A 15858-nucleotide genomic window follows, 5' to 3' on the forward strand; every position below is an offset into this window, starting at 1 on the left:
GCACTGCTTTTTGCGGAAAGAAAAAACCCGACCATTGAGTCGGGTTTTTTTGTGCCTGCGATTTGTGCTGTTGCTCATCCTCTGTGGGAGCGGGCTTGCTCGCGAATACGTTGTTGCATCCAGTGAAGGGTTGACTGACAGGACGCCTTCGCGAACGAGCCCGCTCCCACAGGTTTTTGCGTTTATCTCAAACGGTGGTGTGCAAACGTACATCAACATTGCCACGGGTGGCGTTGGAGTACGGGCAGACTTTGTGCGCCGCTTCGACCAGGCTTTGCGCGTCGGCCTGATCAAGGCCCGGCAGGCTGATGTGCAAATCGATGTCCAGACCGAAACCGCCTGGGATCTGGCCGATGCCGACGTGGGCGGTGATCGAAGCGTCGTCCGGGATTTTGCGTTTGGTCTGGCTTGCGACGAATTTCAGCGCGCCGATGAAGCAGGCCGAGTAACCGGCGGCGAACAGTTGCTCAGGGTTGGTCGCTGCGCCACCGGCACCGCCGAGTTCTTTCGGGGTTGCGAGTTTGACGTCGAGGATGTTGTCGCTGGAGATTGCGCGACCATCACGGCCACCGGTGGAAGTTGCGATTGCAGTGTAGAGAGTTTGCATGGTGTGAGCCTCGTTCAGTGTCGTTTTTTGCGCTAACTGTTTGCGCGCTAAGTAAGTGCGAGATGAATGTAGCTCGCCAATATTTTGCGCACAAGATAAATTTTCAAAAAATGTCGGTCCTGACGTGTGAACAGTCCACTAATCGTCAAAAGTGCATGATCTGAAAGGAATTTTTGAGTTGGCGCAGAAACATTGTGGACGCGGGATTGCTCGCGAAGGCGTGGTGTCTGTCAACGAACAGGAATTTGACACCCCGCTTTCGCACGCAGCCCGCTCCCTCATGGGGGGAGGTAATGGATTCAGGTGAGGCTGTCGTGCAGATGGCTGCGAAGTGCCTGCAACTCAGCTTGCAGATTCTGCAGGCGCTCCAGGGTGAAACCGCTGGCGCCTAGAATGCATTGCGGAACTGTTCTGGCTTGTTCCTTCAGTGCCCGGCCCTGTGCGGTCAATTCGACAATCACCACGCGTTCGTCTTCACGGCTGCGGGTGCGGCTGAGCAAGCCTTCGCCTTCCAGGCGTTTGAGCAATGGCGTCAACGAACCCGGATCCGTCAGCAGTCGTGTGCTGATTTCTCCGACAGTCAGACCGTCCTTCTCCCACAGCACCATCATCGCCAGATACTGCGGATAGGTCAGGCCCAGCGCTTGCAGCATCGGTTTGTAGACCTTGGTCATCATCAGTGAGGTCGAGTGCAGGGCGAAGCACGCCTGATTGTCCAGCAGCAGGTCTTCGCAGGTGTCGCGTTCGGATGTCATGTCAAAGCCTTGATCGGTGATGGTCATGAATCTAGCGTCCGAATGTTTAATGCGCCAGATAATTCTCCAGTTCTAGTGGCGGCCCAGATCACGCAGGAGTGCCAGATCCCACGGCGGTACGGGGCTGAATCGGGTCTTGAGGTATTCCAGCAACAAATGACTGCGCGAATGGGTTTGCCGTTCCATGCGCAACGCGTAGATGCCCGCGGATTCCGGCGCAGGCAGGCCGTGCTCGCAGAACAGCGGCAGCAACTCGCCGCGCAACAGGTACTCGCTGGCGAGCCAGGTTGGCAGGTGCGCAATCCCCAGCCCGGCCAAGGCGCCACACACCAGTGCCTCGGCGTTGTTGGCGCTCATGCGAATGCGTGCGGGACGATGCAGTTGCATCTTCCCGTCTGCCTCGAAACGCCAGGCAAAGGGCGGGGCGAGACCTTCCCAGTCCAGACCGTCGTGTTCACTCAATTGCGCGGGATGGTCTGGCACGCCTCGGCGTTTGAGATAGTCAGGGCTGGCGCAGGCAATGCGCACTATGCTTGCCAGCGGAGTGGCCACCAGCCGTGTGTCGGCCAGTTGTCCGGCCCGCAGCACCAGATCCACTTTGCCCAGGTTCGAACCGCTCATATCGACGAAGCTGTCGATCAGGTGCAACTGCACATCCAGCCCGGGATACAGAACGAGGAAGTCAGCAATGACCGGTGCCAAGTGTCGCCGCCCGAACGCGGCCGGGGCGTCGATGCGAATCAAGCCTTCCGGCGCACTGCTCAGGGAAACGGCTTCGGCGCGGGCCAGTTGCAGTTCGGCGACGATCCGTCGCGCCCGTTCGGCAAAGGCCAGGCCTGCGGGGGTGGCGCGCACGGCGTGTGTGCTGCGGATGAACAACTGGCTGCCGACCGCGCTTTCAAGGCTGTCGATGCGTCGAGCGACTGCCGAAGGCGTCAGTGGATGAAGACGTGAAGCGGCGGAAAAACTGCCGCTTTCCAGCACATCGAGAAACAGCCCGAGTTGATCTGTCAATTGATTGGGATTCATATCGGTTCAACGCTTTTGCGAAATCGGCATAGCCATTGTGCGTTGCTGTGCGTTTCCCTGCCAGCCGCGACTGCGTAGGATGAATCGCCTGACGTAAGAGGAATTTAGCTGTGATGGACTTCTTGTTGTACCTGCTGTTCGGCGCGGCCCTCGGCACACTCGGTGGCATCTTCGGCATCGGTGGCGGCCTGATTGCCATTCCTTTGCTGGGCGTGTGGTTCGGGCTCGACCAGCAGATTGCCCAAGGCACCGCGCTGGTGATGGTGGTGCCGAACGTGATGCTGGCGCTGTGGCGTTACCATCAGCGCAATCGCATCGAACTGCGGCATGCGTTGCCGCTGGCCGTCATGGGCTTCTGTTTTGCCTGGATCGGCTCGATCTGGGCGGTGGGCATCGATGCACAGACGATGCGCATCGGTTTTGTCGCCTTTCTGGTCGTTTTGTCCGTCTATAACCTGGTGCGCATACTAGGCGCGCGGCCAGCGACGACACCCCGGATGCGTTATTCCTGGCCATGGCTGGGTGTACTTGGTGCGGCGTCCGGAACCATGGGCGGGTTGTTTGGTGTCGGCGGAGCCGTGGTGGCGACGCCGGTGCTGACCAGCGTGTTCGGAGCCACTCAGGTGGTTGCTCAAGGCCTGTCGCTGGCGCTGGCGTTGCCGAGCACTGGCGTCACCCTGGTCACCTACGCGGTGCATCACGAAGTTGACTGGATGATCGGCCTGCCACTGGCCATCGGCGGTCTGGCGAGCATCAGTTGGGGTGTGAAAGTTGCCCACGCGATGCCGGAAAAAATTCTGCGTGGGCTGTTCTGCGGCTTTCTGGTGCTGTGTGCGGTGATGCTCGCGATTAAAGTTTGAAGCCGTCGACGATGTGTTCGGCCAGGCACTCGGTAATCGGCGAAGGTTTGTTCAGGTTGCGGATCAGCATGATGCTCGCCTCGGGCAGCAGCGGCAGGTTTTCGTCGGCACCGAGAATACGCATGTCCGGGGTGATCAGGCTTTCCAGTTGGGCGGTGATCGCCAGACCCGCGCTCACCACCGCCATCAGCGCCGACAGGCTGGTGCTGTTGTAGGCGATGCGGTAATCGCGGCCCATTGCGTCCAGCGCATTGCATGCCCACAAGCGACAGAAACAATCACTGTTGAACATCGCCAAAGGCAACGGCGTCTGTTCGTGGGCGCTGAAGTTTTGCGCCTCGGCCCAGACGAAGCGCTCCTTGCGCAGCAGTTGACCAATCTCGTTGCCCGGCTCGCGGGTCACGATCGACAGGTCCAGGTCGGTGCGCTGCAATAGCTGTCTGGTCGATTCGCAATGCACTTCGATCTGGATCAGCGGATAGAACTGCGCAAACCGCGACAGGATTCCCGGCAGAAAGCGCATCACGTAATCATCCGGCGTACCGATGCGCACGGTGCCGACCATGTGCGGCTCGCGCAAGGTGTTGAACACTTCGCTATGCAGTTTGAGGATGCGCCGCGCGTAACCGAGCAGAACCTGACCTTCTGCAGTCAGTCGCACCTGACGGCCATCACGCTCGAACAGTTGGCGCTGCAACACGTCTTCTTCCAGCCGCTTCATTTGCATGCTCACCGCTGATTGCGTGCGGTTGACCATCTCCCCAGCGCGGGTGAAACCGCCCTGATCGGCAATCGCGACAAAGGTGCGCAGGACATCGGTATCGATACTGGGGTAGGCCGACAATTGATGAATCTCCGTGATGAATGCCATCAGAAACATTCGTTGGATTGATCTTAGCGCCAGCGCGAGACTGGGGCCATCCACAACGGAGGGCAATACGATGAAAGGTCAAAAAGTCTATGTAAGCGATGAAAGAGTTCCTGTTCATCTCATCTCGGATCTGCTGCACAAGTTTAGTCGCTGGTACGAGCTTCACCGCGAACGCGAGTTGCTCGCCAGTCTGAGTGACGAAGCGCTGAAAGACATCGGCGTCAGTCGCGCCGACGTCGAACATGAGTCGGTGCGGCCATTCTGGGACGATCCGATGCACAAATGATCAGGGCATTACTACACAAACCACTTTCAGGTGAGGTAGGTTGCGAGCAGACAAGGAGATGCTCATGCCCGCGACACTGTCCTTTTCCCTTAAACAGGCTCGACGTCTGGCGCTGGCTGCCCAAGGGTTCAACGGGCGCCAGCCGCCGACCGTCAAGGCATCGCACCTTAACCGGCTGATCGAACGGCTGGGCCTTTTGCAGATCGACTCTGTCAATGCCGTGGTGCGCTCGCACTATCTGCCGCTGTTCTCCCGTCTCGGTTCCTATTCTTCTGACTTGCTCGACCAGGCGGCCTGGAGTTCGGGACGGCGTCGCACGTTGTTCGAATATTGGGGGCATGAGGCATCGTTGCTGCCGCTGTCGATGTATCCGTTATTGGCGTGGCGGATGCAGCGCGCCAAACGTGGCGAAGGCATCTATCAGCAGTTGGCGAAGTTCGGTCGCGAGCAGCAGGGCACGATTCGTCGGGTGTTGGCGTCTGTTGAAGCACAGGGTGCTTTGGGGGCCGGCAGTCTGTCGACCCGCGAAGACAAGGCTGGGCCTTGGTGGGACTGGAGTGCGGAGAAGCATGCGCTGGAATGGTTGTTCGCCGCTGGCGAAGTGACAGTGGCGGGGCGGCGCGGATTTGAGCGTTTGTATGATTTGCCCGAGCGGGTAATGCCGGCGTCGATCCTGCAGCAGACCCTGCCTGATGAGGCCCAGGCGCAGCGCGGATTATTGCTGCATGCCGCTGAAGCACTGGGCGTCGGCACGGAAAAAGATCTGCGTGACTACTTTCGTTTGAATCCGGCGGATGCCCGTCCGCGTCTTGCCGAACTGGTTGAGGCCGGACAGTTGCTCACCTGTGAAGTGGCCGGTTGGCGGCCAATCGCCTATTGCCTGCCGGAGCCGAAAGTCCCGCGCAAGGTAGCGGCCAGCGCGCTGTTATCACCGTTCGATTCGTTGATCTGGGAGCGTAGTCGCACCGAGCGTCTGTTCGATTTCCGCTATCGACTGGAGATCTACACGCCTCAGGACAAACGGGTTTACGGGTACTACGTGTTGCCGTTTCTACACAACGAACGGATTGCTGCGCGGGTCGATCTGCGTTCCGAGCGGGCATCGGGGCGATTGGCGGTGCAGGCGGTACACGAGGAGGCGGCGGGGCTGGATGACGAGGGGATGCTGGCGCTGGCGGTGAACTTACGGCGGATGGCGCATTGGCTGGGGTTGGAGAGGGTGCAGCTTAATTGTCAGCGCGAGAGTGCAGGGCGGTTGCGGGTGGCATTGGCGCAAATTGATGTTGATTGATTGGGCCTTTTCGCGAGCAAGCCCACACTGGATTGGTGTTGTTCACTAAACCAGTGTGGGAGCGGGCTTGCTCGCGAATGCGACCTGTCAGACGCTAGATGCCTGACTGATTCAACGGCGAACCTGCTTCAGCGTCTCGGCAATCAAAAACGCCAGTTCCAGCGACTGATCGGCATTCATCCGCGGGTCACAGTGCGTGTGATAACGATCCGACAAGCCATCTTCAGTGATCGGCCGCGCCCCGCCAATGCACTCGGTGACATTCTGCCCGGTCATCTCGATATGAATCCCGCCGGCATAAGTGCCTTCGGCTTCGTGTACCTGGAAGAACTGTTTCACCTCGCCGAGGATCTGCGCAAAATCACGGGTCTTGTAGCCGCTGCTGGCCTTGATCGTGTTGCCGTGCATCGGGTCGCAACTCCATAGCACCTGCTTGCCTTCGCGCTGCACCGCACGGATCAGTGCTGGCAGGTGATCGCCAACCTTGTTCGCGCCCATTCGCGCGATCAGGTTCAGGCGACCCGGATCGTTGTCCGGGTTGAGCACGTCGATCAGGCGGATCAAATCGTCGGGGTCCATGCTCGGGCCGACTTTCACCCCGATCGGGTTGTTCACACCGCGCAGGAATTCGACGTGAGCGCCGTCGAGCTGACGGGTGCGGTCGCCGATCCACAGCATGTGCGCCGAGCAATCGTAGTAATCGTTGGTCAGGCTGTCACGACGCACGAAGGCTTCTTCGTAGTTCAGCAGCAATGCTTCATGGGCGGTGAAGAAACTGGTTTCGCGCAATTGCGGCGAGCTGTCCATGCCGCAAGCGCGCATGAAGGCCAGGGTTTCATCGATGCGGCCAGCGAGGTGGCTGTACTTCTCGGCCAGCGCCGAGTTGGCGATGAAATCGAGATTCCATTTGTGCACTTGATGCAGGTCGGCAAAACCGCCCTGGGCGAAGGCGCGCAACAGGTTCAGGGTCGCGGTGGACTGGTGATAGGACTGCAGCAGGCGTTCCGGGTCCGGCACACGGCTTTTTTCGTCAAAACCGATGCCGTTGACGATGTCGCCACGGTAGGCCGGCAGGGTCACGCCGCTGATGGTTTCGTCGTTGGCTGAGCGCGGCTTGGCAAACTGGCCGGCCATGCGCCCGACCTTGACCACCGGGCAACCCGCGGCGAAGGTCATGACGATGGCCATTTGCAGCAACACTTTAAACGTGTCGCGAATTTTCGCCGCGGAAAATTCGGCAAAGCTTTCGGCGCAGTCACCGCCCTGCAGCAGGAACGCCCGCCCCTGAGTCACCTCGGCAAACTGACGACGCAGTTCGCGTGCTTCGCCGGCAAACACCAGTGGCGGATAGCTGGCCAGCGTCTGCTCGACCTGGCGCAAGTGCGCGGCGTCGGGGTATTGGGGTTGTTGCTGGATCGGCAGGGCACGCCAGCTTTCAGGGCTCCAGGGTTGGTTCATCACGGTCTCTAAGGTTCTGCGCACGGAAGGCCATGGTATCAGCAAATTAGTGCGTGACCTGTTCCTGCCCCTTCGCCGACAATCGCCGCTTTGCCACGGCGCCAAAGCGGTGCCATCGCGTCACCGCGCCCGGTGACCATCAGGAGACGAAATGACTGAGGAGCGCGTCGAGCATCTGCTCGCCGAAGTACAGGATGAGTTCGGCGTGATTCGCGTGCTGGAAGTGGCGGATTACCGCTTTCTCGAATTCGGCGATGCAATCGAGCAGAGCTGTGTGTTCACCGCTGATCCGAGCTGGCTGGAATACGACTACACCCGGGCGATGCTGATTGGCGCGTTGTGCCATGAGCGCCCGGAGAGTGCGCTGTTCCTCGGACTGGGCGCCGGTACGCTGACTCAGGCCTGCCTCAGGTTCCTGCCTCTGGAGGATGTCGAAGCGATTGAGCTGCGTCCCGATGTGCCGCGTCTGGCCGTTGAATACCTTGGGCTGGATGATGATCCGCGTCTGTACATTCGCGTTGGCGATGCGCTCGAGTTGCTGCCAACCGCCGAGCCGGCGGATCTGATTTTTGTCGACCTCTATACCGATGTCGGGCCGGGCGTCGGGCACCTTGCCTGGCGTTTCCTGGGTGACTGTCAGAAGCGTCTGAATCCGGGCGGCTGGCTGGTGATCAATCAGTGGGCCACCGATGACGGCAAGCCGCTGGGTGCGGCGTTGTTGCGCGGGCTCTATCACCGGCATTACTGGGAGTTGCCGGTGAAGGAGGGCAATGTAATTCTGATTGTCCCGGCGGATCTCGATCAGGCACTGGACATGCAGGCGCTGACGGCCCGGGCCGAAGCACTGGCGCCGCAGTTGGGGTATTCGTTGCAGTCGTTGATCAAAGCCATTCGTCCGGCGACTTGAGTCTTCAGTGCTGACCCCTTCGCGAGCAAGCCCGCTCCCACACTTGAAATGCATTCCAAATGTGTGAGCGGGCTTGCTCGCGAAGAGGGCCTGAAGAGCACCACATTTCTCAGATCCCTTTGAAGATGCCCGGGCGCCGTTCAACCAGCGACTTGATACCTTCCTTGGCATCATCACTACTCAGCAACTTTTTCACCAGCGTCGGCAACCCCTGCGCCGCCGCCGTCTCACCTTCATTGCGCGCCTGTCGCGCCGATTGCAACGTCGCCTGTACCCCCAACGGCGCCTGTCGGGCAATCCGCTCAGCCAGTTCAATCGCCCGTGGCAGCAGATCTTCGCTGGCCATCACTTCCTGCACCAACCCCAGCCTTAATGCGTCGTGGGCATCAAACTCATCCCCGGTCAGCAACCAGCGCATCGCATTGCCCCAGCCGGCCACCTGATGAAAACGTAAAGTCGCGCCACCAAAAGGAAAGATCCCACGCTGAACTTCCATTTGCGCGAAGCGGGTATTGCTCGCACACAGGTTGATATCCGCTGCCAGCATCAACTCGATACCAATGGTCAGGCAGTAGCCCTGCGCTGCAACAATCACCGGTTTGCTCACCCGTGGCCCGACGAAAACGCCCCAGGGATCGCAACCGCCGGTCGGAACCTGCCAGCCTTGCGCAAGGGCGGCGCTCGCATCCACCAGGTCCAGACCGGCGGTAAAGTGTTCGCCATGCCCGAACACCACCGCTACCCGCGCCTCGCTATCCGCCTCGAACTCGCCGTAGGCCAGGCTCAGCTCATTGAGCAGGTCGAGGTCGAACGCATTGCGCTTGGCCGCTCGGTCGAGGCCGATCAGGTGGACATGACCACGACGTTCTCGGCTGACGCGGCCGGGGCAGGGCTGGTTCATGGCTAAATCCTCAGGCAGGAAGGGCGGGGCAGCGACGGTATGCCGCACATCGGTGAATCGTTTTAGCGTCATCACCCGTAGGGCCGGGCCTTTGAAAAATAGACCTTGGCGCGATTATCCGCAAAACCCCATTACACAGCGGTGACGCACGGATTCAGGCGATAAAAAAAGCTCCCTTTTTGGGCAAAATCCGGTATAGTGCGCGCCGGCCTTTAACCAGGCCGCGTTTAGGTAGCGCAATTTCCCGAAGTCAGCTTCGGCTGCACGTCCGCATTGCGGGCTCTTCCCGGACGATTCTTTTTCTCATTCATTCGTTTTCGCAAATCCCCGCCGACAAAGCTGCCAGGGCGACTCTTGAGTCTCAACACGGCATGCGCAGCTTTGGAGCATGGGTCTTTGCGGATGCACTTAGAGGCAGACCCATGACCCAGGAAACCGGCGGATTCGCCGCTTTTAATCTTAATCCGAATATTCTTGCAGCCGTCGCAGCGACCGGCTACGAAGAGCCTTCGGCGATTCAGCAGCAATCGATCCCGATCATCATGGCCGGCCAGGACATGATTGGCCAGGCGCAAACCGGTACCGGTAAAACCGCCGCGTTCGCACTGCCTATTCTGCACCGCATCGATCCTGCCAAGCGCGAACCGCAAGCCCTGATCCTGGCGCCAACCCGAGAGTTGGCGCTGCAAGTAGCAACCGCTTTTGAAACCTACGCCAAGCAAATGCCAGGCGTCACCGTTGTCGCCGTTTACGGCGGCGCGCCGATGGGCCCGCAACTGAAAGCAATCCGTAACGGCGCACAGATCGTTGTCGCCACTCCGGGCCGTCTGTGCGACCACCTGCGTCGCGACGAGAAAGTGCTGTCGACCGTGAACCACCTGGTTCTCGACGAAGCTGACGAAATGTTGAAACTGGGCTTCATGGATGACCTGGAAGTCATCTTCAAGGCTCTGCCAGCGACCCGTCAGACCGTTTTGTTCTCGGCTACCCTGCCGCAGTCGATCCGCGCCATTGCCGAACGCCACCTGCGCGATCCGCAACACGTCAAGATCCAGACCAAGACCCAAACCGTTACCGCGATCGAACAGGCTCACCTGTTGGTTCACGCTGACCAGAAGACTTCGGCCGTTCTCAGCTTGCTGGAAGTGGAAGATTTCGACGCTCTGATCATGTTCGTGCGCACCAAGCAAGCGACCCTGGATCTGGCCAGTGCCCTCGACGCCAAAGGCTACAAAGCCGCTGCGCTGAACGGTGACATCGCCCAGAACCAGCGTGAGCGCGTTATCGACTCGCTCAAGGATGGCCGTCTGGACATCGTTGTTGCGACCGACGTTGCTGCTCGTGGTCTGGACGTTCCGCGCATCACTCACGTTTTCAACGTGGACATGCCGTACGATCCAGAGTCCTACGTTCACCGTATCGGCCGTACGGGTCGTGCCGGTCGCGAAGGTCGCGCACTGCTGCTGGTGACTCCGCGTGAGCGTCGCATGCTGCAAGTGATCGAGCGTGTAACCGGTCAGAAAGTGGCTGAAGTACGTCTGCCGGACGCTCAGGCTGTTCTCGATGCGCGCATCAAGAAGCTGACCAACAGCCTCTCGCCGCTGGTGGCTGATGCCGAGTCGACTCACGGTGAACTGCTGGATCGTCTGACTGCCGATATCGGCTGCACGCCGCGTGCTCTGGCTGCTGCTCTGCTGCGCAAGGCCACCAATGGCCAAGCGCTGAACCTGGCTGCAATCGAGAAGGAGCGTCCACTGGTGCCGAACAATGCACCGCGTGGCGACCGTCCTGAGCGCACCGGTGATCGTCCAGATCGTGGTGACCGCGAGCGTCGCGCGCCAATGCCTTTGGGCGAAGGCCGTGCTCGTTGCCGTACCGCGCTGGGTGCGCGTGACGGTATCGCTGCGAAGAACCTGCTGGGCGCTATCCTCAATGAAGGTGGTCTGGCCCGTGAAGCGATCGGTCGCATCCAGGTGCGTGACAGCTTCAGCCTCGTCGAGCTGCCGGAAGATGGTCTGGACAAACTCCTGACCAAACTGAAGGACACTCGCGTTGCCGGTAAGCAGCTGAAACTGCGTCGCTACCGCGAAGATTGATCCGCTCCTGGCTGATTGATCGAACATAAAAAATCCCCGACTGGTTCGGGGATTTTTTTTGCCTGTTTTCTGGATTCACATCAATCCATGTGGGAGCGAGCGTTCTCGCGAAAGCGTCAGCCGAAACGATATATATCCATCCCCAACGCCCCCATCGTGAACCCCTTGTGCGCCACACTGAACTCGCCTCCGGCACCTCGCGCAAAATACAGCGGCAGCAAATGCTCATCACTCGGATGGCTTCGCACCGCGTTGGGCGCCTGCTGACGGTAGTCGTGCAGCGCAGCCTCATCGTTGGCTGCAAGTTTGTCGATCATCCAGTCACGGAAGGCCTTGGCCCATGGCTCGACACTTTCCGCACCGGCATGCCAGTCCAGCTCACGCAGGTTGTGAGTGATGCTGCCAGAGCCGATCAGCAGAATCCCTCGTTCGCGCAGGCTTGCCAGCGCACGGCCGACGCGTGTTTGCAGTGCCGGACCGCCGCGACTCGGTAACGAAACTTGCACCACTGGAATATTTGCCTCGGGATACATCAGGGACAGCGGCACCCAGACGCCGTGATCGAACGGGCGCTGTGGATCGAGGCGCGCGGGTAGGCCTTTAATGGTCAGCAGATCGGCGACCTCGGCAGCCAGTTGCGGATTGCCCAGCGCCGGGTACTGCACTTCAAACAGGGCGCGCGGGAAACCGCCGAAGTCATGCAATGTCTCGGGTTGCGGATGGCTGCTGACCAGCAATTCGTGACTCTCCCAGTGTGCGGAGACAATCACGATGGCTTCGGGCCTGGGCAATTCGGCGGCCAGTCGTGCGAGGGCTGGGCCGCTGGCGCCGGGCTCCAGCGCGAGCATGGGCGATCCATGGGAGATAAACAGGCTGGGAAGCATGGACGGGTTCCTGAGCGGTAAGATGGGCCATCTTCAGTCAGTTCATTGATCTAAATCTAATATAAGTTTTAACGCTTTTTGATCGATTTTTTAGGAGCGACACATGCAGCCTGATTTTTGGCACAAGAAGTGGGCATCTGACCAGATCGGCTTTCATCAGCCTGAGGTGAACCCCCATTTGCAGCGGCACTGGCCGGATCTGTCGATCCCTGTATCGGCCCGCGTACTGGTGCCACTGTGTGGGAAAAGTCTGGATTTGCTGTGGCTGGCCGGGCGTGGCCACAAGGTTTTAGGGGTTGAGCTGTCGGAAAAAGCTGTCGAGGATTTTTTCAGCGAGCAGCGGGTGTCCCCGCAAATCAGCGAGAGGGGCGTATTCAAGGTATATCGCGCTGGATCTATCGAGCTTTGGTGTGGTGATTTCTTTGCACTGAAAGCGGACGATGTCGCCGATTGCGCAGCGCTGTACGACCGGGCAGCGATGATCGCGCTCCCGTCACCGATGCGTGAGCAGTATGCGGCGCACCTTCAGCAGATCTTGCCGCAGGGCTTGCAAGGATTGTTGATTACGCTGGATTACGATCAGTCACAGATGTCCGGGCCGCCGTTCGCGGTGTTGGACGATGAGGTGCAGCGGTTGCTGGGCGGCGGTTGGCAGGTGCAAGTGCTCGAACAGCAGGATGTGCTGGGGGAGAGCTGGAAGTTCTTGCAGGCGGGCGTGACGCGGTTGGAGGAGAGGGTTTACCGTATTTCCGGTCATTAGTTGTTTTTCGGCAGTACTGACGTTATCGCTGACTTGCCAGCGATGACGTCAGCCAGAGCAGCCCATGACTCGAAGCAATAAAAAAGACCCGCATCACTGTGGGCCTTCTTTTTTTACGTGAGCTGGATCAACCGCGACGACGCAAAGCGTCGATACGCTCTTCCAGAGGCGGGTGGCTCATGAACATGCGGGCGAAGCCCTGCTTGATACCACCGTTGATGCCAAACGCACTCAGGGTGTCCGGCATGTGTACCGGCAGGCCCTGTTCGGCACGCAGGCGTTGCAGTGCACCGATCATCGCGCTGGTACCGGCCAGACGTGCACCGGCTTCGTCGGCGCGGAATTCGCGTTTGCGCGAGAACCACATGACGATCGCACTGGCCAGGATGCCCAGTACCAGTTCGGCGAAGATGGTGGCCACGTAGTAGGCAATGCCCCGGCCTTCTTCGTTCTTGAAAAAGAACTTGTCGACGAAGTTGCCGATGATCCGCGCGAAGAACATCACGAAAGTGTTTACCACGCCCTGGATCAGCGCCAGGGTCACCATGTCGCCATTGGCAACGTGGCCGATTTCGTGAGCCAGCACGGCTTTCACTTCATCGGGCGAAAAACGCTCGAGCAGGCCCTGACTGACGGCGACCAGTGCGTCGTTCTTGTTCCAGCCAGTGGCGAACGCGTTTGCTTCGTAAGCGGGGAAAATACCGACTTCGGGCATCTTGATCCCGGCTTCGCGGGACAATTGCTCGACGGTTTGCAGCAGCCATTGCTCATGCCGTGTGCGTGGCTGGCTGATGATCTGGGTGCCGGTGCTCATCTTCGCCATCCACTTGGAGATGAACAGCGAGAACAGAGAGCCGGCGAAACCAAAGACTGCACAGAAAACCAGCAGCTGACTGAGGTCGAGATCAACCCCGTTGGCCGCCATGAACCCGTTGAAGCCAAAAAGGCTCAGGGTGATGCTGGCTATCAGCACGACCGCCAGGTTAGTGGCCAAAAACAGCAGGATGCGCATCATGGTTGTAGAAATCTCCTCAAGCTAAAGATGTAGCGTAGTGCGGGGTATATAAGGTGCTGCACCGGGCTATTCAACCGGGTGACTATTTCAAACTGTGTCCTACAGCGATTTCTTCGGCGCACGCCCCGTTTCCCACAACCGACACTGATACGGACGACACGCAGCCGCGACCCGTCGCCATGGCGTCAGGCGTATATGGCGGGTACGAATCGCAAGTGTAGAGGGCGTGTGGAGGAGGGGAGCGCAGAAGTGTTGCTGAATCAGACAGTGCGCAACGTTCGGGCCGTTGCGCACTGCTGGCCATTTACTGGCGGTAGGACTTAAGGAAGTTGCCGATGCGGCCGATGGCCATTTCGAGTTCGTCGACTCGTGGCAGGGTGACGACACGGAAGTGATCCGGCCACGGCCAGTTGAACGCCGTGCCCTGCACCACCAGCAACTTCTCGGAGAGCAACAGGTCAAGGACGAATTTTTCGTCGTTGTGGATCGGGCAGACCTTCGGGTCGATCCGTGGGAACGCGTAAAGCGCACCCATCGGTTTGACGCAGCTCACACCCGGGATATCGTTGAGCAGTTCCCAGGTACGGTTGCGCTGTTCCAGCAGGCGACCTTGCGGCAGTACCAGATCATTGATGCTCTGATAGCCGCCCAATGCGGTCTGGATCGCATGTTGGCTCGGCACGTTCGCACACAGACGCATGTTGGCCAGCATGTCGATGCCTTCGATGTAACTCTGGGCGTTGTGTTTCGGTCCGGAAATCGCGATCCAGCCAGAACGGAAGCCGGCCACGCGATAGGACTTCGACAGGCCGTTGAAGGTCAGGCACAGCAGATCCGGGGCCAGGGACGCGGTGCAGATGTGCACGGCGTCGTCGTACAGAATCTTGTCGTAGATTTCGTCGGAGAACACCACCAGGTTGTGCTGACGGGCCAGTTCCAGCATGCCCAGCAATACTTCCTTCGAATACACCGCGCCGGTCGGGTTGTTCGGGTTGATGATCACCATGGCCTTGGTGTTCGGGGTTATCTTGGCCTTGATGTCGGCCAGGTCCGGGAACCAGTCGGCACCTTCGTCGCACAGGTAGTGCACCGCGTTGCCGCCGGCCAGGCTCACGGCAGCGGTCCACAGCGGATAGTCTGGCGCCGGCACCAGCACTTCGTCGCCGTTGTTGAGCAGCGCCTGCAGCGACATCACGATCAACTCGGAAACGCCGTTACCCAGGTAGATGTCTTCGATGCCGACACCCTCGACCTGCTTTTGCTGGTAGTACTGCATCACAGCCTTGCGCGCGCTGAACAGGCCTTTGGAATCGCTGTAGCCTTGCGCGGTTGGCAGATTGCGGATCACATCCTGAAGGATTTCGTCCGGCGCTTCGAAACCGAACGGCGCCGGGTTGCCGATGTTCAGCTTGAGGATGCGCTGGCCTTCCTCTTCCAGTCGTTTGGCGTGCTTGAGCACCGGGCCGCGAATGTCGTAGCAGACGTTGGCGAGCTTGTTCGATTTGCTGAACTGCATGGCGATGTGATCCCGAAAATGAACGATCCAGACGGCGGATGGACAACCGTGCTGGGATTCCTGCGTCTTCGTACAGGCGAATGTCTTGAGGCATGGTGCCCAGAATCCGTTTGAATGCGCCCGGTCTGGCTGCCAGACTGGCGTGTGACGAGGCGCAATCATACGTGCCGCCCGATCCGTGGAAAAGGTACAGATCGGGCTTTTTCAGCCGCTGAGGTGTGATGATGGAAAAGTTGGAAAAAACCCTGGAAGAATGGAAAGCCATGCTTGATCCGCAGCAGTACGAGGTTTGCCGCCTCAGTGCGACCGAGCGACCGTTCTCCGGCAAGTACAACGCCACCAAAACTGATGGTGTTTACCACTGCGTCTGCTGTAACGAGCCATTGTTCGACTCCACGACCAAATTTGATTCCGGTTGCGGCTGGCCGAGCTTCTACGCGCCAATCGGCGAAGGTGCCATGACCGAAATCCGCGATATCAGCCACGGCATGATTCGTACCGAAGTGAAATGCGCGTGCTGTGATGCGCATTTGGGGCACGTCTTTCCGGACGGTCCGCCCCCGACTGGTTTGCGCTATTGCATCAATTCGGTGTGCTTGAATCTGGAGCCCCGGGAGTAGGT

At 59.4% G+C, this 15858-nt stretch carries 16 protein-coding genes; 7 read left to right on the forward strand and 9 right to left on the reverse strand.

Features of this window, described 5'->3' with window-relative positions:
* Positions 1-187: 187 nt before the first annotated feature.
* The 3 genes from ACIOWA_RS01885 to ACIOWA_RS01895 form a co-directional block, all read right to left on the reverse strand.
* The gene (locus ACIOWA_RS01885) at positions 188-607 is read right to left on the reverse strand and encodes an organic hydroperoxide resistance protein (protein ID WP_401157888.1); all 420 of its coding nucleotides are present in this window, start codon (positions 605-607) and stop codon (positions 188-190) included.
* Between the two features lie 299 nt (positions 608-906).
* Positions 907-1362, reverse strand: coding sequence for a MarR family transcriptional regulator (locus ACIOWA_RS01890; protein WP_339431272.1), 456 nt, complete (start codon positions 1360-1362; stop codon positions 907-909).
* A 72-nt stretch (positions 1363-1434) separates the two neighbouring features.
* Positions 1435-2391: a LysR family transcriptional regulator gene (locus tag ACIOWA_RS01895; protein ID WP_401157890.1), complete on the reverse strand. Its 957-nt coding sequence runs from the start codon at positions 2389-2391 to the stop codon at positions 1435-1437.
* Between the two features lie 110 nt (positions 2392-2501).
* Here ACIOWA_RS01895 and ACIOWA_RS01900 point away from each other — a divergent pair, with 110 nt between their 5' ends.
* Complete coding sequence (locus ACIOWA_RS01900; protein ID WP_339431193.1) at positions 2502-3251, forward strand: sulfite exporter TauE/SafE family protein; 750 nt, start codon at positions 2502-2504, stop codon at positions 3249-3251.
* On the opposite strand, the gene ACIOWA_RS01905 is transcribed toward ACIOWA_RS01900, so the two are convergent.
* Complete coding sequence (locus tag ACIOWA_RS01905; protein ID WP_339431273.1) at positions 3241-4095, reverse strand: LysR substrate-binding domain-containing protein; 855 nt, start codon at positions 4093-4095, stop codon at positions 3241-3243. The genes ACIOWA_RS01900 and ACIOWA_RS01905 overlap by 11 nt on opposite strands.
* A 97-nt stretch (positions 4096-4192) precedes the next feature.
* Between ACIOWA_RS01905 and ACIOWA_RS01910 the strand changes: the two genes are divergently transcribed.
* The gene (locus ACIOWA_RS01910; RefSeq protein WP_339431194.1) at positions 4193-4408 is read left to right on the forward strand and encodes a DUF1127 domain-containing protein; all 216 of its coding nucleotides are present in this window, start codon (positions 4193-4195) and stop codon (positions 4406-4408) included.
* Positions 4409-4472: 64 nt separating this feature from the next.
* Positions 4473-5699 carry a winged helix-turn-helix domain-containing protein gene (locus ACIOWA_RS01915; protein WP_401157892.1) on the forward strand — a complete coding sequence of 409 codons (1227 nt, stop codon included), beginning with the start codon at positions 4473-4475 and terminating at the stop codon, positions 5697-5699.
* A gap of 111 nt (positions 5700-5810) precedes the next feature.
* Here the strand turns inward: ACIOWA_RS01915 and ACIOWA_RS01920 are convergent, their stop codons facing one another.
* Positions 5811-7157 (reverse strand): class II 3-deoxy-7-phosphoheptulonate synthase, encoded by a 1347-nt coding sequence (locus tag ACIOWA_RS01920; RefSeq protein ID WP_401157894.1) that lies wholly within the window; start codon positions 7155-7157, stop codon positions 5811-5813.
* A gap of 151 nt (positions 7158-7308) precedes the next feature.
* Here ACIOWA_RS01920 and ACIOWA_RS01925 point away from each other — a divergent pair, with 151 nt between their 5' ends.
* A complete protein-coding gene (locus ACIOWA_RS01925; RefSeq protein WP_339431197.1) occupies positions 7309-8064 on the forward strand; it encodes a spermidine synthase in 756 nt (251 codons plus the stop codon).
* 109 nt (positions 8065-8173) lie between these two features.
* Here ACIOWA_RS01925 and ACIOWA_RS01930 read toward each other — a convergent pair whose 3' ends face one another.
* Positions 8174-8965, reverse strand: a complete 792-nt coding sequence (locus ACIOWA_RS01930) for a crotonase/enoyl-CoA hydratase family protein (RefSeq protein WP_401157896.1) — start codon at positions 8963-8965, stop codon at positions 8174-8176.
* A 422-nt stretch (positions 8966-9387) separates the two neighbouring features.
* Between ACIOWA_RS01930 and ACIOWA_RS01935 the strand changes: the two genes are divergently transcribed.
* Positions 9388-11061, forward strand: a complete 1674-nt coding sequence (locus ACIOWA_RS01935) for a DEAD/DEAH box helicase (RefSeq protein WP_008088238.1) — start codon at positions 9388-9390, stop codon at positions 11059-11061.
* 116 nt (positions 11062-11177) lie between these two features.
* Here the strand turns inward: ACIOWA_RS01935 and ACIOWA_RS01940 are convergent, their stop codons facing one another.
* Positions 11178-11945, reverse strand: coding sequence for a DODA-type extradiol aromatic ring-opening family dioxygenase (locus ACIOWA_RS01940; protein ID WP_401157898.1), 768 nt, complete (start codon positions 11943-11945; stop codon positions 11178-11180).
* A gap of 103 nt (positions 11946-12048) precedes the next feature.
* Between ACIOWA_RS01940 and ACIOWA_RS01945 the strand changes: the two genes are divergently transcribed.
* Positions 12049-12705: a thiopurine S-methyltransferase gene (locus ACIOWA_RS01945; protein ID WP_401157900.1), complete on the forward strand. Its 657-nt coding sequence runs from the start codon at positions 12049-12051 to the stop codon at positions 12703-12705.
* A gap of 127 nt (positions 12706-12832) precedes the next feature.
* Here ACIOWA_RS01945 and htpX read toward each other — a convergent pair whose 3' ends face one another.
* Positions 12833-13720 carry a protease HtpX gene (gene htpX, locus ACIOWA_RS01950; RefSeq protein ID WP_339431201.1) on the reverse strand — a complete coding sequence of 296 codons (888 nt, stop codon included), beginning with the start codon at positions 13718-13720 and terminating at the stop codon, positions 12833-12835.
* A gap of 304 nt (positions 13721-14024) precedes the next feature.
* Positions 14025-15236: a pyridoxal phosphate-dependent aminotransferase gene (locus ACIOWA_RS01955; protein ID WP_042560257.1), complete on the reverse strand. Its 1212-nt coding sequence runs from the start codon at positions 15234-15236 to the stop codon at positions 14025-14027.
* Positions 15237-15460: 224 nt separating this feature from the next.
* Between ACIOWA_RS01955 and msrB the strand changes: the two genes are divergently transcribed.
* The gene (msrB, locus tag ACIOWA_RS01960; protein ID WP_339431202.1) at positions 15461-15856 is read left to right on the forward strand and encodes a peptide-methionine (R)-S-oxide reductase MsrB; all 396 of its coding nucleotides are present in this window, start codon (positions 15461-15463) and stop codon (positions 15854-15856) included.
* The last annotated feature ends 2 nt before the right edge of the window (positions 15857-15858 follow it).

This window comes from Pseudomonas sp. NPDC087614 (assembly GCF_044743485.1).
Classification (GTDB): Bacteria; Pseudomonadota; Gammaproteobacteria; order Pseudomonadales; family Pseudomonadaceae; genus Aquipseudomonas; species Aquipseudomonas baetica_A.